This window comes from Allobosea sp. ASV33 (assembly GCF_016428755.1).
In the GTDB taxonomy this organism is placed as follows: domain Bacteria; phylum Pseudomonadota; class Alphaproteobacteria; order Rhizobiales; family Beijerinckiaceae; genus Allobosea.
Window position 1 is genome coordinate 25,462 of record NZ_JAELTI010000016.1, and the last position, 19,100, is coordinate 44,561.

19 protein-coding genes are annotated in these 19,100 nt (G+C 66.7%); 5 read left to right on the top strand and 14 right to left on the bottom strand.

The annotated features are described in order from the left end of the window. The first annotated feature begins 19 nt into the window (after positions 1-19). Positions 20-901, top strand: a complete 882-nt coding sequence (locus JHD80_RS07405; RefSeq protein WP_199085733.1) for a ParB/RepB/Spo0J family partition protein — start codon at positions 20-22, stop codon at positions 899-901. A gap of 52 nt (positions 902-953) precedes the next feature. Here JHD80_RS07405 and holA read toward each other — a convergent pair whose 3' ends face one another. From holA to leuS, 3 genes are read right to left on the bottom strand one after another with little or no spacing between them, the layout of a single operon-like run. Beyond that, the gene (gene holA / locus JHD80_RS07410) at positions 954-1,982 is read right to left on the bottom strand and encodes a DNA polymerase III subunit delta (RefSeq protein WP_199085734.1); all 1,029 of its coding nucleotides are present in this window, start codon (positions 1,980-1,982) and stop codon (positions 954-956) included. Between the two features lie 6 nt (positions 1,983-1,988). Next, entirely contained in the window at positions 1,989-2,522 is a 534-nt protein-coding gene (locus JHD80_RS07415) for an LPS assembly lipoprotein LptE (protein ID WP_199085735.1), read from the bottom strand. Next, a complete protein-coding gene (leuS, locus tag JHD80_RS07420; RefSeq protein ID WP_199085736.1) occupies positions 2,509-5,133 on the bottom strand; it encodes a leucine--tRNA ligase in 2,625 nt (874 codons plus the stop codon). Before leuS ends, JHD80_RS07415 begins: the two co-directional genes overlap by 14 nt. A gap of 153 nt (positions 5,134-5,286) precedes the next feature. On the opposite strand from leuS, the gene JHD80_RS07425 reads away from it, so the two are divergent. After that, on the top strand, positions 5,287-5,952 hold the full coding sequence (locus tag JHD80_RS07425; RefSeq protein WP_199085737.1) for a YggS family pyridoxal phosphate-dependent enzyme: 666 nt from the start codon (positions 5,287-5,289) through the stop codon (positions 5,950-5,952). A gap of 154 nt (positions 5,953-6,106) precedes the next feature. Here JHD80_RS07425 and JHD80_RS07430 read toward each other — a convergent pair whose 3' ends face one another. Together JHD80_RS07430 and JHD80_RS07435 are read right to left on the bottom strand one after the other, a co-directional pair. Then, positions 6,107-6,493 carry a glyoxalase superfamily protein gene (locus JHD80_RS07430; RefSeq protein ID WP_199085738.1) on the bottom strand — a complete coding sequence of 129 codons (387 nt, stop codon included), beginning with the start codon at positions 6,491-6,493 and terminating at the stop codon, positions 6,107-6,109. A 105-nt stretch (positions 6,494-6,598) separates the two neighbouring features. Beyond that, complete coding sequence (locus JHD80_RS07435) at positions 6,599-7,165, bottom strand: L,D-transpeptidase family protein (protein WP_349237225.1); 567 nt, start codon at positions 7,163-7,165, stop codon at positions 6,599-6,601. An 83-nt stretch (positions 7,166-7,248) separates the two neighbouring features. On the opposite strand from JHD80_RS07435, the gene JHD80_RS07440 reads away from it, so the two are divergent. Further along, positions 7,249-7,935 (top strand): response regulator transcription factor, encoded by a 687-nt coding sequence (locus JHD80_RS07440; protein WP_199085740.1) that lies wholly within the window; start codon positions 7,249-7,251, stop codon positions 7,933-7,935. 3 nt (positions 7,936-7,938) lie between these two features. Next, positions 7,939-8,403: a cyclic nucleotide-binding domain-containing protein gene (locus JHD80_RS07445; RefSeq protein ID WP_199085741.1), complete on the top strand. Its 465-nt coding sequence runs from the start codon at positions 7,939-7,941 to the stop codon at positions 8,401-8,403. Between the two features lie 7 nt (positions 8,404-8,410). Here JHD80_RS07445 and JHD80_RS07450 read toward each other — a convergent pair whose 3' ends face one another. From JHD80_RS07450 to tesB, 7 genes are all read right to left on the bottom strand, one after another. Beyond that, the gene (locus JHD80_RS07450; RefSeq protein WP_349237226.1) at positions 8,411-9,328 is read right to left on the bottom strand and encodes an EamA family transporter; all 918 of its coding nucleotides are present in this window, start codon (positions 9,326-9,328) and stop codon (positions 8,411-8,413) included. A gap of 116 nt (positions 9,329-9,444) precedes the next feature. Then, on the bottom strand, positions 9,445-10,260 hold the full coding sequence (gene xth, locus JHD80_RS07455; RefSeq protein WP_199085742.1) for an exodeoxyribonuclease III: 816 nt from the start codon (positions 10,258-10,260) through the stop codon (positions 9,445-9,447). Between the two features lie 82 nt (positions 10,261-10,342). Further along, the gene (locus JHD80_RS07460) at positions 10,343-11,191 is read right to left on the bottom strand and encodes a LolA family protein (protein WP_199085743.1); all 849 of its coding nucleotides are present in this window, start codon (positions 11,189-11,191) and stop codon (positions 10,343-10,345) included. Between the two features lie 184 nt (positions 11,192-11,375). Beyond that, a complete protein-coding gene (locus tag JHD80_RS07465) occupies positions 11,376-13,949 on the bottom strand; it encodes a DNA translocase FtsK (protein WP_199085744.1) in 2,574 nt (857 codons plus the stop codon). Positions 13,950-14,155: 206 nt separating this feature from the next. Further along, complete coding sequence (locus JHD80_RS07470; protein WP_199085745.1) at positions 14,156-15,631, bottom strand: ammonium transporter; 1,476 nt, start codon at positions 15,629-15,631, stop codon at positions 14,156-14,158. A gap of 26 nt (positions 15,632-15,657) precedes the next feature. Further along, positions 15,658-15,996, bottom strand: a complete 339-nt coding sequence (locus JHD80_RS07475) for a P-II family nitrogen regulator (RefSeq protein WP_199085746.1) — start codon at positions 15,994-15,996, stop codon at positions 15,658-15,660. 239 nt (positions 15,997-16,235) lie between these two features. Continuing rightward, complete coding sequence (gene tesB / locus JHD80_RS07480) at positions 16,236-17,102, bottom strand: acyl-CoA thioesterase II (protein ID WP_199085747.1); 867 nt, start codon at positions 17,100-17,102, stop codon at positions 16,236-16,238. A gap of 122 nt (positions 17,103-17,224) precedes the next feature. On the opposite strand from tesB, the gene JHD80_RS07485 reads away from it, so the two are divergent. Next, a complete protein-coding gene (locus JHD80_RS07485; RefSeq protein WP_199085748.1) occupies positions 17,225-18,472 on the top strand; it encodes a ubiquinone biosynthesis hydroxylase in 1,248 nt (415 codons plus the stop codon). A 9-nt stretch (positions 18,473-18,481) separates the two neighbouring features. Here JHD80_RS07485 and JHD80_RS07490 read toward each other — a convergent pair whose 3' ends face one another. Further along, entirely contained in the window at positions 18,482-18,787 is a 306-nt protein-coding gene (locus tag JHD80_RS07490) for a type II toxin-antitoxin system RelE/ParE family toxin (protein WP_199085749.1), read from the bottom strand. Then, complete coding sequence (locus JHD80_RS07495; RefSeq protein WP_199085750.1) at positions 18,784-19,053, bottom strand: CopG family ribbon-helix-helix protein; 270 nt, start codon at positions 19,051-19,053, stop codon at positions 18,784-18,786. The genes JHD80_RS07490 and JHD80_RS07495 overlap by 4 nt, the downstream gene beginning before the upstream one ends. Between the last annotated feature and the right edge of the window lie 47 nt (positions 19,054-19,100).

Genomic DNA, 19,100 nt, shown 5'->3' on the forward strand with positions numbered 1-19,100 from the left:
GAGGTTGATGAGGATGGCGATGGCCGAAGAACAGGGGCGTTCCCGCCTGGGCCGCGGTCTGGCGGCGCTGATCGGCGATGTGGGTGACGAGATCGGGGCGATCGAGCGTGCGCGTGGACAGCGCCGCGTTCCCGTTGAGTTCCTGCGGCCGAGCGCCCGCAATCCGCGTCGCAATTTCGTTGAGGAGGATCTCGAGGATCTGACGACCTCGATCCGCGAGCGCGGCATCCTCCAGCCGATCATCGTTCGTTCCATTCCCGGAATGATGGATGCTTATGAGATCATCGCCGGCGAGCGTCGCTGGCGCGCGGCGCAGCGCGCCGAGTTGCATGACGTGCCGGTTATTCTGGTCGAGGCGGATGACCGGGAGGCGCTGGAGATCGCCATTGTCGAGAACGTGCAGCGCACGGATCTCAATGCGATCGAGGAAGCCGCCGGCTATGAGCGCTTGATCGCCGAATTCGGCTACACGCAGAACGACTTGGCGCGCGTCATCGGCAAGAGCCGCAGCCACGTCGCCAATACGCTGCGCCTGTCTAAATTGCCAGAGCCGGTGCGGAAGCTGGTGAGCGAAGGCGCGGTTTCGGCCGGCCATGCCCGCGCGCTCCTGTCCGTTTCGGACCCGGAATTCATGGCGCAGAAGATCATCGACGAAGGCTTGAGCGTTCGCGATATCGAGCGGATCGTGCAGGACGAGGCGCGTGGCGAGACCAAGAGCGCTGTCCCGAGCAAGCCGAAACCGGTGAAGGATCCGGACACCCGGGCCCTGGAGAAGGCGCTGGAAGAGGCGCTAGGCCTCTCCGTCTCGATCGGGCACAAGGCGAATGGCTCGGGCGAGGTCAAGATCGGCTACAAGACGCTCGAGCAGCTCGACGCGCTCTGTCACCGCCTGAAGTCCTGACCGAGGGCATTTCCGCGGGGAGCCGACTGACGTCGAAGGCGGGCAGTCGCGTCTAGTCGCCCCGGCCGGCGCGTCCGAGCCGGGCGAGGGTCCACAGCGCGCGGGTCGCAATGGCCCGGCCCATATCGGCGTTCTGCCGCGTCGCCAGAACGGCATTGCCGAGCAGGCCGACAGCTTCGCTCAATTTCGCGCTCGACCAGGCGTTCAGCGCCGCTTCCGTGGTCGCGATGCGCGGATAGGGCAGGCGCATCGTCGCGACGACATCGCGGAGCCCCTTGCCGGCATCGATCGACTGGCGCGCCTTCAGAAGCGTCAAGGCCTGGCGCAGGACAGCGCCGAGCATCACGCCGGGATCCAGCCCCTCGCTGCTGAGTTTGGCCTGGGCCAAGTCCAGGACCGGCAGCTTTCCAGTAAACACGGCATCGACCAGCATGGCCTGCTCGCGCTGGGCGGTGTCGCCGACGATCGCATCGACATGCTCGACCTGCACGGCGGCGTCCGTGCCGACATAGAGCAGCAGCTTCTCGATCTCGCGGCGCGAGGTCTGCCGGTCGCCGCCGAGCAGGCCGGCGAGATGATCGCGCGTCACACGGTCGATCGACTTGCCGGCCGCGCGAACCATTTCATCGATGATCGAGCCGAGATCGCGCGCTGCGTCGCCATAACAGGGCACGGCCAGCGCCGTCTTCGCCTTCTCGCAGGCGGTGCGGATGGGGTTGCTGCGCTGGAGGTCGCCGGCTTCGATGATGACGAGCGCATCCTGCGACGGGGTCGCCAGCAGGGGTTCCAGGGCAGCGAGCAGCGGCTTCGAGGTCGGAGAGACCCTGATGGCCCGGCGACCGCCGAAGAGCCCGATCGTATTGGCCTCGTCGGCCAGCTTGAGCGGATCGGAGGCGATGGCGTCGCCATCCATGCGCACGAGCTGGAACGCATCCTGCGGATCGTCGACGCTGGCACGGGCCAGACCCGCGGCCCGTTCCGAGACGAGGCCCGCGTCGGGACCGTAGATCAGAACCAGCCGCCAGGCGGGATCGAGTCGTGCGAGCGTCCGCTCGGCCTCGTGCGCCTTGATCGCAACCATGGCGCGTCAGGAGGTCAGATCGGCGGCGATCTGTCCCTTGACGATGGTGGCGAGGTTCTTCGCCGCGCTGACCTGCGCATTGCGCGCCGCGCGAACGGTGGCGAAGCGCTGCGAGGATCGCTCATAGGGAACGCGGACCGAGTTCGTGCCGGAGGCGAGAACCTTGCCGGTGCCGTTCTGGGTGAGCTTCCAGGTGATCGTCGCCACAAGGACGGCCGAATCGGCCCGGCCATTGGCGTAGTCGACCGTGACAACCTCGACCGATTCAGCGACGGCTGCCTCCAACTTAGAGGTCCTCGGGGCGTCCGGGTCGCCGCTGCCGTCGAGCTCGTAGACCAGCTCGTTGCGGAAATAGTGACCGATCAGGCCCTTGATCTCCGGGATCTCGACGCCGCGCAGCGCCGTCTTGACGCTGCTGCCCAAGATCGTGCTGGCGGTGGAGTCGGAATAGAGCGGCTGGAAGCAGCCGCCGGCCAGGGCCGCGACCGTCAGCGCGGCCGCAAGCAGGCCGCGGCGGGAGAGAGCTTCAGACGACGACATTCACGATTCTCCCGGGAACCACGATAATCTTGCGGATCGGACGCCCTTCGAGGGCCCGCTGGACGGCCTCGTTGGCACGAACGGCCGCTTCCACCGCCACCGTATCGGCATCGGCAGCCACGGTCACGTCCGCCCGCTTCTTGCCGTTGATCTGGACCGGCAGCGTGATGCTGTCATCCTTCAGCAAGGCAGGATCGACCTCAGGCCAGGACGCTTCGCCGGCGAGGCCCTGCTGGCGGAGCGCCTGCCAGCATTCCTCGGCCAGATGCGGCATCATCGGCGCCACAAGCTGGGTGACGATCGTGGCAGCCTCAAGGAGCGCGAAGGCGATATCGGCATCGAGCTCGGGTTTCTCGGCCGCGGCGTCGAGCGCCTTACCGATGGCATTGGTCAGCGTGTAGATATGAGCGACGCAGCGGTTGAAGCCGAGGCGCTCGATATCGGCACCGACGGCATCGAGCGCACGATGGCTGGCCTTGCGCAAGGTGAGGGCGGCCTCGCCGATCTCGGCGGGCTTGCCGGCCTTGCCGCCGGTGCGTTCGGCGATCTCTGCGACCATGCGCCAGAGACGCTGGACGAAGCGGGCCGCGCCCTGCACGCCCTCATCGGTCCAGATCACGTCGCGATCCGGCGGCGAATCCGAGAGCATGAACCAGCGCGCGGTATCCGCGCCGTAGGAGGCGATGATGTCGTCGGGGTCCACGACGTTCTTCTTGGACTTCGACATCTTCTCGATCGAGCCGATCTCGATCGGCGCGCCGGTATCGACGTCGAAGCCGCGCCGGTCGGTGCCGGAGACCTCGATGCGGACATTGCCCGGCTCGACCCAGTCGCCATTGGCGGCGCGATAGGTCTCGTGCACGACCATGCCCTGCGTGAACAGACCGGCGAAAGGCTCGTCCAGCCCGGCATGGCCGGTTTTCTTCATCGCGCGGGTGAAGAAGCGCGAATAGAGCAGGTGCAGGATCGCGTGCTCGACGCCGCCGATATACTGGTCGACCGGCAGGAAGCGGTCGACGGCCTTGCGGTCAGTCGGGCTCTCCGTCCGCCACGGATCGGTGAAGCGGGCGAAATACCAGGACGAATCGACGAAAGTGTCCATCGTGTCCGTCTCGCGGCGGGCCTCCTTGCCGCATTGCGGGCAGGCGACGTGCTTCCAGGTCGGATGATGGTCGAGCGGGTTGCCCGGCTTCTCGAAGGAGACGTCATCCGGCAGCTTTACGGGCAGATCGGCATCCGGAACCGGCACCGTTCCGCAGGCGGAACAATGGATGACCGGGATCGGGCAGCCCCAGTAGCGCTGACGCGAGATGCCCCAGTCGCGCAGGCGGAAATTGACCTTGCGCTGGCCGACCGGGCGGTTGCCGCGGATCTCGGCTTCGAGCCTGCGGGCGACTTCCTCCTTGGCTTCCGCGATGGTCAGGCCGTCGAGAAAGCGGGAATTGATCATGCGGCCGTCGCCGTCATAGGCGGTGCCGGTGATGACGAAGCTCGCGGGATCGGTGCCCTCGGGCGCGACGACCGGGATGTTGCCCAGGCCGTATTTGTTGACGAAGTCGAGATCGCGCTGGTCATGCGCCGGGCAGCCGAAGATGGCGCCGGTGCCGTATTCCATTAGCACGAAGTTCGCGACATAGACCGGCAGCGTCCAATTCGGATCGAGCGGGTGGATAGCGCGTAGGCCGGTGTCGAAGCCGAGTTTCTCGGCCTTGTCGATCGCTTCCTGCGCCGTGCCGGTGCGCTTGCACTCCTCGATGAAGGCCTGCAGCGACGGGCTCTTCGCCGCGATCGACTTGGCGATTGGGTGATCGGGCGCGATGGCGACGAATTTCGCACCGAACAGCGTGTCGGGCCGGGTCGTATAGACCTCGACCTCGTCCTGTCCCGCACCATTCGATTCGAGAGCGAAACGAACCAGCAGGCCTTCCGAGCGGCCGATCCAGTTCTTCTGCATAAGCCGGACTTTTTCGGGCCAACGCGTCAGGCCGTCGAGCGCGTCGTTCAGCTCCTGGCCGTATTCGGTGATCTTGAAGAACCACTGCGTCAGCTCGCGGATCTCGACCGGGGCGCCGGAGCGCCAACCACGGCCGTCGATGACCTGCTCGTTCGCCAGCACGGTCTCGTCGACCGGATCCCAGTTGACCTTGGCGGTCTTGCGATCGACCAGCCCGGCCTTCAGGAAGTCCAGGAACATCTTCTGCTGATGGCGATAGTAGCTGGGGTCGCAGGTCGCGAGCTCGCGGCTCCAGTCGAGCGACAGGCCCATCGACTTGAGCTGCTTGCGCATCGTCGCGATGTTCTCGTAGGTCCATTCGCGCGGATGGACCTTCTTCTGCTTGGCGGCGTTCTCGGCCGGCAGGCCGAATGCGTCCCAACCCATCGGGTGCAGCACCGAGAAGCCCTTGGCGCGCTTGTAGCGCGCAACGACGTCGCCCATCGCGTAGTTGCGGACATGGCCCATATGGATGCGCCCCGACGGATAGGGGAACATCTCGAGGACGTAGTAGCTCGGCCGTGTGTCGTCGTTCTTCGTCTCGAAAAGCTTGCGCTCTTCCCAGACGGTGCGCCATTTCGGCTCGGACTCTTTCGGATTGTAGCGTTCGACGGCCATGTCAGCGGGCAATTCTTGCGGGTTTGCCGGCTCCCGGAGGCAGGCCGGCGCAGGGGCTGAATGCAAAAACCGGATGTCGGAATCTTGCAACCTGCTCTAGGACACCATTGCGCGCACGCGGTCAACGGCGTGCAGGGCATGAGAGGCTGGCAGATGAGCGATACGGTTACGCGTTTGGCTGAGATTCGAACGGCGATCGGCCGCGCGGAGCGCGATTTCGGGCGTGAAGCTGGCGCGGTCGCGCTGATCGCGGTCTCCAAGACCAAGCCGGCCGAGCAGATCACCGAAGTGCTCGAAGCCGGGCAGCGCATCTTTGGCGAGAACTACGTCCAGGAGGCCAAGGCGAAATGGCCGGCGCTGAAGGAGCGCTTCCCGGATGCCGAGCTGCACATGATCGGCCCGCTGCAATCGAACAAGGCGCGCGAGGCGGTCGAGCTCTTCGACGTCATCCAGTCGCTCGATCGCGAGAGCCTGGCGAAGGAGCTGGCGCGCGAGATCGCGCGGGTGGGGCGGACCCCGCGGTTGTTCGTTCAGGTCAATACCGGCGAGGAGGCGCAGAAGGGCGGCGTGCTGCCGGCCGAGGCCGATGCCTTCATCGCCCGCTGCCGCGAGGTTCACGGTCTCGCGATCGAGGGGCTGATGTGCATTCCGCCGGCCGAGGAGCCCCCCTCACCGCATTTCGGGCTGCTCGCCAAGATCGCCGCCCGCAACGGGCTCAAGGGCCTGTCCATGGGCATGAGCGCCGATTACGAGGCGGCGATCCAGCTCGGCGCGACCTATGTGCGCGTCGGCAGCGCGATCTTCGGGGCGCGGGGGTGACGGTAACCAGGGCGTCATCCCGTACGCGCCGCAGGATGAAATGCTGCTGCGCAGACACGGGATCGTCCTCCGGAAAAGGCGCCTTCTCGTCACGCGGTCCCGTGTCTGCGCAGCGGCACTGCGCGCCGCGGCGCGCACGGGATGACAGCGCGTTTCAAGCCCGCTGCAATGGTTCGCCGACATCGATGCGGTTGCCGTCTGGGTCTTCGAAGACGAAGGCGCGCAGGCCGTAATCCTTGTCGCGCAGGCCCTTGACGATGCGCAGGCCGCGCGAGCGGATCACGGCGTGCACCGCGTCGATATCCTCGACCATCATGTGGACGACGTTGAAGGGCACGGCCTTGTGGCCGGGCTGAAGCGTCAAGTGCAGTTCGGCTGCGTCGCGCTTCAGGATCATGAAGCCGACGGGGTCGCCGTTCTCGAAGGTTTTTTGGAAGCCGAGGGCGCCGACATAGAAGTCGCAGGCGCGGGCCATGTTGGCGACAGGCAGCATGGCGGCGATCCGCCCGAAGCGGAAGCCGGTGGAGACCGAATCAGTCATCGCAGTTCTCAAGCTGGGAGCGGCCTGCGATGCAGGACGGTGCCTGGCATGCGCCGGTCGATTCCGGAGAGGATGGTCGAGACGGTGCTCGGCGTCCGTCCTAGCTCACCTCACCACGATCCGGCAATGGCGGGCGAGCCGCGGCAGCAGCTTGGCGAAGACATGGCCCTCGACCGCGACGCAGCCGGCGGTGGGGGTGAAGCCGGCGCGGGCGAGGTGCCAGAAGATCGCGCTGCCGCGCCCGCGCTGCACCGGCCGGTCGTTCCAGCCGAGCTCGACGATCACATCATAGAGATGATCCTCGCGCTTGAGCCGTTCCTCGGCTTCGCCCGGCGGACGGTCGATCAGGCGGTTGTAGCGCCGGTCCTTCTGGTCGTCGCACCAGGCATCGCGGGGGCCGATCCGCCTCAGCGGCAGCAGCGTGCGGGGGCGAGGCAGGCGGTCGGCCCGGTAGAAAACGCTGCGCAGGGGCAGATCGAAGCGCGGTGTGCGACCATCGCCCTCGCGTTTGACGGTGCCGATGCCGGAGCGGCCGAGCGCGCAGGGAAACACCGCGCCACCGGCGACGAGAAAGCCCTTGCGCCGGTCCTGGACCGAGGCGAAGACGCGCAGAGCGGTGAGGTTGCGCGGCCTGTCATGCGGCGCGGCGGGGTGATCGATGCGGTTTCTCACGGGAATTCCAGGCGGCCTCACTTGCGATGACGACTCAGCAGGCTCATGTTGCCGCAATCCCTGCGTCCGAGCGAACCCCATTCATGTCCGCCGCCCATCATATTCTGCTGGTCGATGACGATCAGACCCTGCGCGACACGCTGTCCGAGCAGCTTTCGCTCTACGAGGAGTTTCGCCTGTCGACGGCCGATACCGCGACGGCGGCGATCAAGGCCGTGCAGGGCGACCGGGTCGACCTCGCCGTCATGGATGTCGGCCTGCCCGACATGGACGGGCGTGAGGCCGTCAAGGTTATGCGCAAGAACGGCTTCAAGAGCCCGGTGGTGATGCTGACGGCACAGGGCTCGGATGCCGATACCGTGCTCGGGCTCGAGGCCGGCGCCAACGACTATGTGGTCAAGCCGTTCAAGTTCGCCGTGCTGCTGGCGCGCATCCGCGCCCATCTCAGGCAATACGAGGCGAGCGAGGACGCCATTTTTCAAGTCGGGCCTTATACCTTCCATCCGGGTTCCAAGCTGCTCGTCAGCGAGAAGGGCTCGAAGACCAAGCTGACCGAGAAGGAGACGGCGATCCTGCGTTTCCTCTATCGCGCCGGCCGCAAGCCGATCGCGCGGGAGGTGCTGCTGCAGGAGGTCTGGGGCTATAACAGCCAGGTGACGACGCATACGCTCGAAACCCATATCTACCGGCTGCGCCAGAAGATCGAGCCCGATCCCGGCAATGCCCGCCTGCTGGTCACCGATGCCGGCGGTTACCGGCTGAATCCCTGACGGATGGCACTCGACGAAGACATGGCCCTGCTGGCCCGGCAGCCGCTGCTGAGCCTGATGGATCGCGATGCGCTGAGGCTGCTCGCCTTCGCGGCCGAAAGCCGCATCCTGCGCGCCGGGGACGTGCTGTTCCGTGCCGGCGAGCCCTCGGACGGGGCGGTGCTGGTGGTGTCGGGTGCGGTTGCTCTGACCGTGCAGGATGACGGCAAGCCCGCGACCGAGATCGTCGGGCCCGGCGCGATGATCGGCGAACTTGCCTTGTTCACCTCGGTGCCGCGTCAGGTCACGGCCATCGCGCGCGAGCCGACGCAGGTGATGCGATTGCCGCGCAGCGTGATGCGGCGCGTGCTCGGCGAATCGCCTGATTCGGCCGAGGCCATCGCGGCTGCGATCGGAGCTCGGTTACAAGGCTTCGTCGGCGAGCTCACGGCCGTCCAGGAAGCGCTGGATGCAATCGACCGGACGTAGCTCTCGTTCAGGACGAGGGCGGGTGCCGGGCTGCCCGGATTGCGGCGAAGCGCGGCCACAGGATGTTGATGCACAGGCCCGACATCACGAGCCCGGCCGCGACGAACTTCCAGACCGGCAGGGGCTCGCCGAGCCAGATCGCCGCGGCACCCATGCCGAAGACCGGGACGAGCAGCGCCGTCGGCGCGACGGTGGCGGCGGCATAGCGCGAGAGCAGCCAGCCCCAGACGGCATAGCCAAACATGACATTGCCGACCGCCTGCCAGATCGCGGCAGCCCAGGCGGCGGCCGGAGCCGTGGCGAGGCCCATGCGGATCGCCGGCCAGCCCTCGATCAGCCAGGAGAGGGCAAGGAGTGGCGGGATCGCGAACAGGCTGGTCCAGACGACATAGGCGAGCATGTCGACCTTGGGCGTGCTGCGCGCGACGATATTGCCGGCTGCCCAGCAAATCGCGGCGCCGAGCACGAGGACGATGCCGAGCGGCGTGGTCGAGCCGTCAGTGTGCCAGAGAATCACGCCGATCCCGACGGCGGCCAGCGCAAGGCCGGCGACCTGGAAGGGCTGCACGCGCTCATGCGTGATCGCGGCCGCCAGCAGGATCGTGAAGAAAGGCTGCGACTGCACCACGAGCGAGGCGAGGCCCGGCGCGATATAGCCCTTGATCGCGAAGAATAGCAGGCCGAACTGCCCGGCGCCGATCAGGACACCATAGGCGGCGAGTTTGCTCCAGGGCGCGTCCGGGCGCTTGAGGAAGAAGACAGCCGGCAGGAGCGCGAAGGTGAAGCGCAGCGCCGCGAACAGCAGCGGCGGGAAATGCTCCACGCCGATATGGATGACGACGAAATTCGTGCCCCAGACCACCATGACGGCCAAGGTAAGCAGCGCATCGCGGAACGAGAGCGAGGTGGGGAGAGCTGGCTGCACGGGACTGGCTTCGCCTGACGTTTCGCGAAGCCAATACCACGCGGGCGGGCCTGGCGGTTAGGACGGCCCGGCATGGCGGAGGGACCGATGCGGCATGGAAGGCCGCGTGGCCTGCGTCAGAGCTCCAGCGTCACGGTAACCGGGACGTGGTCGGAGGGGCGCTCCCAGCCGCGGGCCTCGCGCAGGAAGGTGAGGTCGCGCAAAGCCGGCTTCAGCCCGTCGGAGAGCCAGATATGGTCGAGCCGGCGGCCCTTGTTCGAGGCCGCCCAGTCCTGGGCGCGATAGCTCCACCAGGAATAGAGTTTTTGGGGTTCGGGCCGCAGCGTGCGCGCTGCGTCGGTCCAGCCGAGCTCGCTGCGCAGCTTCTCCAGCGTCGTCGTCTCGATCGGCGTATGGCTGACGACGTCGAGGAGCTGCTTGTGGCTCCAGACATCGTGCTCGTATGGCGCGATATTGAGATCGCCGAGCAGGATCGCAGGCCGGTCGGTCGGCTTCTTGGTCACGCCCCAGGCGCCGATCTCGTCGAGGAAGGCGAGCTTATGGGCGAACTTGTCGTTCTTCTCGGGGTCGGGCAGGTCGCCGCCGGCCGGGATATAGAAATTATGGATCGCGATGCCGGCGGCGGGGCCGGCCGCCTTGTCGAGCGTCACCGTCATGTGCCGGGCGTCGTTGCGGCCGCACATCGACATCGCCTCCTTCTCGCTGAAGGGCAATTTCGAGACGATGGCGACGCCGTTATAGCCCTTCTGACCGATGAAGGCCTGGTGGACATAGCCGAGCTGGTGAAAGGCCTTGGCCGGGAACTGCTCGTCCGGAGTCTTGGTCTCCTGCAGGCAGAGCACGTCGGGAGCGTGCGCGGCGAGGTACTCCCCGACCATGCCGATGCGCAGGCGAACGGAATTGATGTTCCAGCTGGTGACGGTGAGTTGCACGCGAGAATTCCGGCGGGGAGGAGGCCGGAAACTGGGTCGTCGAGCCGCAAAAGGCAAGCCGTTTTCGGCTTGCCGCGGGCCGTCAGAGCTTGCGCTGGTAGTCGATCACGAAATTCTGCGGATCGGGCCGGCGGCGGGTGTCGAGATTGTAAAGCGAGATCGCGGTCTCGTAGCCCTGCGGATCGACCACGACCCATTGCCGGAGCTCGTTGGCGACGAGATCGAATTTCAGGGTGATCTTCGAGGTGCCGCCGAGCGTCGAGCGGTCCTCCAGTCGCACGGTGAGCAGGTCGCCGTCGACGCTGGCGCCCTTGAGCGTGCCTTCTCGCGCCAGATCCATCTTCTCGCGCACGAGGAACTTCAAGGGCGTCTGGCCGATCGAATAGAGATCCTGCGTCGCGAGGCGCTTGTCGCGAATGGCGACCGAGGTACCGTCCGCGATCACTTCCGTGGTCGTCGGCGGCTCGTATTCGAAACGCATCTTGCCGGGGCGCTGGATATAGATGCGACCTTCCAGGCGCCGGCCATTGGCGGCGTGCTGGATGAAATTGCCCTGCAGGGTCTGGAAGCTGTTGAGATAGGCGTTCAGCCGCTCGACAGCCTCTTCCTGGGTCGCAGGAGGGGCTTGCTTCCCCTTGGCGGGAGCGGCAGCGGGCTTTACCGTCTCAGCCACGGGGGCGGCCGCGGCCGGCGCGTTGGTCGCCACAGGCTGGACGGGAGCGGCCTCCGCCGCGGCGCTGCGGGCCTCGCCGAGACCAGCCGGCCGGGGCGGCGGCAACACGAGGCGCGGCGCCGCCGGCTTGGCGGCGACAGGCTTCGGCGGCTGCAGCTGGAGCGGCTGGGCTGCGAGCGGGCCGGCCGCCAGCGCGCCGCCGGCGAGCGTCGCCACCAGAACCGAAGCCCGAACGGCCGGGGTCAATCTGTCGAGCAAGGCTGCTCCATTCCTTGTGCCGCGGTCATTCCTGCCGAAGCTTAGAGATCGCTGAGCCGGGGATCATGCGATGGCTGATCCACCTTTCGCTTAAACGCCGGGTCTGCCGCGTAAGTTGCAGCAACGTCATGGCAATTTGAGGACTGGCGCAGGCGCCCGCAAGGGCGCGCCGTTGTCGCAAGCCTCATTCGTCGTGCTGATTCTGGCCCTCGACGAGGATCTCGCGCTTTCCGGCGTGGTTTGCGGGCCCGACGATGCCCTCGTTCTCCATGCGCTCCATGATGGAGGCGGCGCGGTTGTAGCCGATCTGGAGGCGGCGCTGGATATAGGAGGTCGAGGCCTTCTTGTCGCGCAGCACGACCGCCACCGCCTGCTCGTAGGGATCGTCCGAGTCGGTCGAGCCCATGCCGGTCTTGTCGAAGACGGCGCCGTCCTCGTCCTCGCCCGCTTCCTCCTCCTCGGAGGTGACGGCATCGAGATATTGCGGCCGGCCTTGCGTCTTCAGATGGGCGACGACCTTCTCGACCTCGTTGTCCGAGACGAAGGGGCCGTGGACGCGGGTGATGCGCCCGCCGCCGGCCATGTAGAGCATGTCGCCCTGGCCCAGAAGCTGCTCGGCGCCCATCTCGCCCAGGATCGTGCGCGAGTCGATCTTCGAGGTCACCTGGAAGGAGATACGGGTCGGGAAATTCGCCTTGATCGTGCCAGTGATGACGTCGACCGAGGGGCGCTGCGTCGCCAGCACGACATGGATGCCTGCGGCGCGCGCCATCTGGGCGAGGCGCTGGATCGTGCCCTCGATCTCCTTGCCGGCGACCATCATCAGGTCGGCCATCTCGTCGACGATGACGACGATATAGGGCAGAGGCTCGAGGTCCATGACCTCCTCCTCATAGATCGCCTCGCCCGAATGCTTGTCGAAGCCGGTCTGGACGGTCCGCGTGATGACCTCGCCGGCCGCCTTGGCCTCGCCGACCCTGGCATTGAAGCCGTCGATGTTGCGCACCGAGAGCTTCGACATCTTCTTGTAGCGCTCCTCCATCTCGCGCACCGCCCATTTGAGGGCGACGACCGCCTTCTTGGGATCGGTGACGACGGGGGTGAGCAGATGCGGGATGCCGTCATAGACGGAGAGCTCGAGCATCTTGGGATCGACCATGATCAGGCGGCACTCCTCCGGCTTCAGCCGGTAGAGGATCGACAGGATCATCGTGTTGATCGCGACCGACTTGCCCGAGCCGGTGGTGCCCGCCACGAGCAGATGCGGCATGCGCGCCAAATCCGCGATCACCGGCTCGCCGCCGATGGTCTTGCCGAGGCAGAGCGCGAGCTTGTGCTTGGTCGATTCGAAATCCTGACTCGCCAAAAGCTCGCGCAGGAAGACGGTCTCGCGGCGGGCGTTGGGCAGTTCGATGCCGATCGCGTTCTTGCCCTGAACCACCGCCACGCGCGCCGACACCGCGCTCATCGATCGCGCGATGTCGTCGGCAAGGGAAATCACGCGGGAGGATTTCGTGCCGGGAGCCGGTTCCAGCTCGTAGAGCGTCACGACCGGACCGGGGCGCACTTGCGAGATCTCGCCGCGCACGCCGAAATCCTCCAGCACGCCTTCGAGCAGCGTGGCGTTCTGCTCCAATGCGTCGGTCGAGACCGCGTTGGCGGCGACCTTCTTCGGCTCGGCCAGATAGGTCAGCGGCGGCAATTCGAACGTGTCGCGGTCGAGCAGGGAGGGCTGCGCCTCGCGCTGCATGCGCTTGCCGGGCTTGGGCGCCGGGCGCGGCATGGTCACGCGCGGTGCGTTGAGATCGCGCAGATCCTGCGGCTCGTCGTCGAGATCGAAGGGCGCGTCGTCATCGTCGGACGCTCGATTCGGAGCCGAAACGGGGCGCGCGCCCGGCAGCGGCGCGGGATCGAAATCGGGCAGGCTGCGGCGGTCGGCCGGGGCCTCGCCAAATTGCGGCTCGCGGCGCACGCGGTTGCTGTCACGGGTCGGAACGACGCCGGTATCGACCGCAGGCTCCGGCGGCTGCGGCAGGCGGCGCAGGATCGCGGCACGTAGCGCCATCGCGCCATGGGCGAGCCAGCCGATCAGGATGACCGCGATGCCGGGCTCGTCGTCGCGGCGCTCGTCGCCATCGGACCAGCTATCCTCGGCCTCGTAATTGTCGAGCGCCGGGTCCTCGTCGGTGACGAAGCCGAAGCCGGCGGCAGCGGTGACGGCGAGAATGGCGATGCCGGCATAGAGGAAGCCGACGAGACTGCCGACCGCACTGCCGGCGATGCCCGCGATATTACGGGTGCCGAAGAGCAGGCCGTCGCCGATCACGCCGCCCATGCCGGTGGGCAGGGGCCAGCGTGGCGTCGCGGGCAGGGCGCTGGCGACGGCGGCGGTCGCGGCGACGCCGACGACCCAGAGGCCGAGCTTGAGGGCGCCGCGATCGAAAATATGGAAGCGGACGAGCCTGAGCGCCCAGATCACCGGCGGGAACAGCAGGGCGATGACGCCGATGCCGATGAGCTGCATCAGGAGATCGGCGACCATGGCGCCGGGCCGGCCGAGCCAGTTGCGGACGGCGCCGCTGGTGGCGTTGTTGAGGCTGGGATCGTCGACCGACCAGCTCGCGAGCGCGACCGAGATCGCGACCATCAGGGCGAGAACGCCGAGGCCGGTGAGTTCCGACGCGCGGCGCGACAGGAACTCGCGCACCGGGTCGGGCAGGCGGTCCATGAGCGATTGGGAGCGGCGGATCGTGCGCATGCGGTTTCGGGTCTTGTCCGGACTTTCGGGCCGCACCATTCCGGCCATCCGCAGAAGGTTAGGAAGCCGAGGTTAAGACCCGCTTAACCTTGCCGGGCGGCGCTTCGTCATTCTCCATTTCCAGCCCGAGCAAGATGGGCCGGGGCCATAAAAAAGGCCCCGGCGGAGCTGCCGGGGCCGAGTTGCCGCTGGGAGCGGCGGGAGGATCAGCTATGGTAGGCGCGCTCGCCGTGCTCGGCGATGTCGAGGCCTTCGCGTTCCTGATCGGTGGTGACGCGCAGGCCGACGATCAGGTCGACGATCTTGTAGAGGATCGCCGAACCGACACCGCTGAACACGATGGTGAACAGCACCGCCTTGACCTGGGACATCACCGCGGGACCGAACTCATAGGCGCCGACTGCGAGTTCGCCGGGCTTGCTGGAATAGTCGGGGATGCCGGCGCCGCCGAGCGTGGTGTTGACGAGGATGCCGGTCGCGATCGCGCCGATGATGCCGCCGACGCAGTGGATGCCGAAGACATCGAGCGAATCGTCGTAGCCGAGCGCGTTCTTCACCGTCGTGCAGAAGACGAAGCAGACGGCGCCCGCAACGAGGCCGAGCACGATCGAGCCCATCGGGCCGGCGAAGCCGGCGGCCGGGGTGACGGCAACGAGGCCGGCGACGGCGCCCGAGACCATGCCGAGCATCGAAGGCTTGCCCTTGACCGCCCATTCGACGAAGAGCCAGGCCAGCGCCGCCGCCGCGGTCGCGACGAAGGTGTTGAGCATGGCGAGCCCGGCGGTGCCGTTGGCCTCGAGGTTGGAGCCGGCATTGAAGCCGAACCAGCCGACCCAGAGGAGGGCTGCGCCGATCAGCGTCATCGTCAGCGAGTGCGGCGCCATCAGTTCCTTGCCGAAGCCGACGCGCTTGCCGATCAGGATACAGCCGACGAGGCCGGCGATGCCTGCGTTGATATGGACGACCGTGCCGCCGGCGAAGTCGAGCGCGCCCCATTTGAAGAGCATGCCGGCATCGGCATTGACGGCGTCGAGCGCGGCCTGAGCGGCGGCCTTGCCATCCGCGCCGGCCTCGGCGAGCGCCTTGGCAGCATTGCCGACGGCGTCAGGACCGCCCCAGTACCAGACCATGTGGGCCATCGGGAAATAGATGAAGGTGACCCAGAGCACGGTGAAGAGCAGCAGGGCCGAGAACTTCATCCGCTCAGCGAAGGCGCCGACGATTAGTGCCGGCGTGATGCAGGCGAAGGTCATCTGGAAGCAGACATAGACGAATTCGGGGATATAGACGCCGTTCGAGAAGGTGCCGGCGACCGTGGTGGCGTCGACGCCCCTGAGGAAGGCCTTGGAGAAACCGCCGACGAAGTCGTTCAGGCCGCCGCCATTGGTGAAGGCGAGCGAGTAGCCATAGGCGACCCAGAGGATGCAGACCATGCTGACGATGGCGAAGACCTGGGTCAGCACCGAAAGCATGTTCTTGGTGCGAACAAGGCCGCCATAGAACAGCGCGAGGCCGGGCACTGTCATGAGCAGGACGAGGATCGTCGAGCTCATCATGAAGGCAACGTCGCCCTTGTTGGGGACGGGCGGTGTGGCGGGGGCCTGGGCCAGCGCGACGCCAGCCGTGAGTGTCGCTAGCGCGAGACCCGTCAACCCGGCCCGCAGGGAAGTCCTGAAATTCATCGTCGAAAACTCCTGAAGGGTCGGGCTCAGAGGGCGTCGGTGTCGGTTTCGCCGGTGCGGATGCGCACGGCCTTTTCGATCGACGAGACGAAGATCTTGCCGTCGCCGATCTGGCCGGTGCGGGCCGCGGCGGTGATCGTCTCGATCACCCGGTCGACGAGCTCGTCGGAAACCGCGACCTCGATCTTGATCTTGGGCAGGAAGCTCACGGCATATTCGGCGCCGCGGTAGATTTCCGTATGACCCTTCTGGCGGCCGTAGCCCTTCACCTCGGTCACGGTCAGGCCGTGCACGCCGACGGCGGTGAGCCCGTCGCGCACCTCCTCCAGCTTGAACGGCTTGATGATCGCCATCACGATTTTCATGTGCTGGGTTTCCCCGTCTGCGCCGCCCGGTCGTCAGCCCCGGCGATCTCGTTGCACCTCTCGCGCCTGCGGGACCGCAGTTGCGTCGCAACATGCAATTCAAGGGACGTGCCAACGCATTCCGGGCACGGCAAAGCCGCATCCGGAGGCCGAATCAGCGAGCATGAAGAGAAAAAGGCGGCAAGTTTGCCTAATAATCAGGCAGGTGGTCGGTTTCTACGCAGCTGCCCGAAATCCGGTCAGCCGAGATCGGGCCGGGGCCGAACGAGTCCTTCCTGCGCCACCGAGGCGACCAGATGGCCTTCCCGGTTGAAGACCAGGCCCCGCGAAAAGCCGCGCGCGCCGGAGGTCGACGGGCTGTCCTGCGAGTAGAGCAGCCAGTCGTCGGCGCGAAACGGCCGGTGGAACCACAGGGCGTGGTCGAGGCTCGCAGCCTGGATCTTCCGATTGAAGACCGAGGTGCCATGGGCGATCAGGCTGGAATCGAGCAGGAGCAGGTCGGAGGCGTAAGCGAGGACGCTCTGGTGGAAGGCAGGCTCGTCGGGCAGGGGCTCGACGGCCCGGATCCAGACATTGAACTTCGGCTCCAGGCTGCCGCCGCCGCGATAGCGCTCGAGCTCGACGGGGCGAATCTCGATCGGTCGCTTGCGTTGGTAAAAGGTTTGCAGCGGGTTGTGCTCCGGCGCGCTGAACAGCTTCACCATTTCCTCGCGATCCGGCAGCTCCTCCGGCATCGGCACCTTCGGCATTGGCATCTGGTGCTCGTAGCCGGGCTCCTCGACATGGAAGGAGGCGGACATGGCGAAGATCGCCTCGCCCTTCTGGATGGCCAGGACGCGGCGCGTGGTGAAGGAGCGGCCGTCGCGCAGCCGGTCGACCTCGTAGACGATCGGCACCTCTGGGTCGCCGGCCAGCAGGAAATAGGCATGCAGCGAATGCGGCTGCCGGCCCTCGACCGTCTTGCAGGCGGCATAGAGCGATTGCGCGATCACCTGCCCGCCGAAGACGCGTGGCCAGCTCGATTTCGGGCTGCGACCGCGGAACAGGTTGCGCTCGAGCGGCTCGAGGTCGAGGATCGCCGTCAGGGAGGCGCTGATCTGGGACATGGTCGGCGGTATCGCGGTCAGGTTGACGGAGCGGCCGGCGGCCCGCACAGGAACACCGGTTTCGCCTGGCATCAGCACCGAGGCATCCCGTGGCGTCAAGTCGACGCGGAGAGAAGGACGAGATGGCTATCGAAGAGAGGCCCGCCATGCGGATCGTCATCGCCGGCGGCGGCATTGCCGGGCTGGCATTGGCGCTCGCGCTGAAGCAGGGTTTGGGCGCGGATTTTGCGGTCATCCTGGCCGATCCGGCGCTGTCGGCCGCGCCGCGCGCCGACAACCGGGCTTATGCCGTCGCGGCCGGCGGCCGGGCGATGCTGAAGACGCTCGGCATCTGGGATGTGATCGCGCATACCGCCCAGCCGATGCTGGAGATGATCGTCTCCGACAGCCGCACCGAGGATGCGGTCCGCCCGGTCTTCCTGACCTTCGACGGCGAGGTCGAGCCCGGGGAGCCCTTCGCCCATATGGTCGAAAATGCGGCCCTGATGGCGGCGCTGAAGGCGGCCTGCGAGGCTGCCGGCGTCGAACTGCGGCGTGCCGGCGTGCGGCGTTTCACGGCCGAGGATGCATCGATCGCGCTGGTTTTCGGCGATGGAACGCGCTGCGAGGCGACTCTGCTGGTCGCGGCCGATGGCGCGCGCTCGAAACTGCGCGAGCAGGCGGGTATCGGCTGGGTCGGCTGGGATTACGGCCAATCGGGTATCGTTGCGACGATCGGGCATGAGAGGCCTCATGACGGGCGCGCGGTCGAGCATTTCCTGCCGTCGGGGCCGTTCGCGATCCTGCCGCTGGCCGATGGCGGGGCGCTCGGACACCGCTCCTCGATCGTCTGGACGGAGCGGACGGAGAATGTCGAACCGCTGCTCTCGCTCGATACGGCCGACATGCTGGCCGAAATCGAGCGGCGCTTCGGGCTCGAACTCGGCGAGATCGCGCTCGAAAGCGCAGTCGGCGCGCATCCCCTCGGCTTCGGGGTTGCGCGCCGCTTCGTCGGCGAGCGGCTGGCCCTGCTGGGCGATGCCGCCCATCTGATCCACCCCATCGCCGGGCAGGGGCTGAATCTCGGCCTGAAGGACGTCGCGGCGCTGGCCGAGGCGATCGTCGATGCGGCGCGGCTCGGCCTCGATCCCGGCTCGGCCGATGTTCTGGAGGATTATGAAAAGGCGCGGCGCTTCGACACCGTGGCGATGGGCGCTGTAACCGATGGGCTCAATCGCCTTTTTTCGAACGATGCGACACCACTCAGGCTGGCACGCGATCTCGGGCTCGGCATCGTCGATCGTTTGCCGGGGCTGAAGCGCTTCTTCATCCGCGAGGCCGCTGGTGTCGCCGGTGCGCCGCCGCGGCTGCTGCGGGGCGAGGCGCTTTAAGAGCCGCGCTTACGCGGGCCAATCCTCTTCGCGCCAGTCTCGCGCCGTATGGATGACGCGCAGGATCGCTACGACCTCACGCTCGCCTTGGGATGCGATGGTATAGGCGAGGATATAAGGCAGGCCGGGAACCAGCTTCTCGTAAGTGCCACTCACGCGGCCGGGCCGCCCGGTCGCGAACTCGCCGAGCATATTGCCAGCCTGCTCAATGGCATCGACGGTTCGTTCGGCGGCGTCCGGATTGTCTTGGGCGATGTATCTGAGGATCGCAAAATAGTCGCGTCTGGCGTTATCCGACCAGATGACCCGCTTCATTTCCGGTCGGCTCGTTCGCGACGCACCTCCGCGATGATCCGGCGAGCCTCCGCCATGGCTTCGTCATGCGGAACGACCCGCCCGGCCTCGACATCGGCAAGGCCGCGCTTGATCCCCTCGATGATCTCAAGCTCACGGTCGACATAAGCGGAAACCGCTTCGCCAGCGAGGAAGGACTTGCTGCGCCGGGTGCCGGCCGCGATGCGTTCGAGCTTGCGCTTGGTTTCGGCAGAAACCCGGATTGTCATGGTTTCCGTCGCAGCCATGTTCTCGATCCTTGTGTTGGGATGTGTACATCCTAACACGGAGGCGC

Coding starts and splice junctions, on each gene's coding strand:
- JHD80_RS07405 (WP_199085733.1), top strand. CDS start 20: ATGGCCGAAGAACAGGGGCGTTCCCGCCTGGGCCGCGGTCTGGCGGCG.
- holA (WP_199085734.1), bottom strand. CDS start 1,982: ATGGTTGCGATCAAGGCGCACGAGGCCGAGCGGACGCTCGCACGACTC.
- JHD80_RS07415 (WP_199085735.1), bottom strand. CDS start 2,522: ATGTCGTCGTCTGAAGCTCTCTCCCGCCGCGGCCTGCTTGCGGCCGCG.
- leuS (WP_199085736.1), bottom strand. CDS start 5,133: ATGGCCGTCGAACGCTACAATCCGAAAGAGTCCGAGCCGAAATGGCGC.
- JHD80_RS07425 (WP_199085737.1), top strand. CDS start 5,287: ATGAGCGATACGGTTACGCGTTTGGCTGAGATTCGAACGGCGATCGGC.
- JHD80_RS07430 (WP_199085738.1), bottom strand. CDS start 6,493: ATGACTGATTCGGTCTCCACCGGCTTCCGCTTCGGGCGGATCGCCGCC.
- JHD80_RS07440 (WP_199085740.1), top strand. CDS start 7,249: ATGTCCGCCGCCCATCATATTCTGCTGGTCGATGACGATCAGACCCTG.
- JHD80_RS07445 (WP_199085741.1), top strand. CDS start 7,939: ATGGCACTCGACGAAGACATGGCCCTGCTGGCCCGGCAGCCGCTGCTG.
- JHD80_RS07465 (WP_199085744.1), bottom strand. CDS start 13,949: ATGCGCACGATCCGCCGCTCCCAATCGCTCATGGACCGCCTGCCCGAC.
- JHD80_RS07470 (WP_199085745.1), bottom strand. CDS start 15,631: ATGAATTTCAGGACTTCCCTGCGGGCCGGGTTGACGGGTCTCGCGCTA.
- JHD80_RS07475 (WP_199085746.1), bottom strand. CDS start 15,996: ATGAAAATCGTGATGGCGATCATCAAGCCGTTCAAGCTGGAGGAGGTG.
- tesB (WP_199085747.1), bottom strand. CDS start 17,102: ATGTCCCAGATCAGCGCCTCCCTGACGGCGATCCTCGACCTCGAGCCG.
- JHD80_RS07485 (WP_199085748.1), top strand. CDS start 17,225: ATGGCTATCGAAGAGAGGCCCGCCATGCGGATCGTCATCGCCGGCGGC.
- JHD80_RS07490 (WP_199085749.1), bottom strand. CDS start 18,787: ATGAAGCGGGTCATCTGGTCGGATAACGCCAGACGCGACTATTTTGCG.
- JHD80_RS07495 (WP_199085750.1), bottom strand. CDS start 19,053: ATGGCTGCGACGGAAACCATGACAATCCGGGTTTCTGCCGAAACCAAG.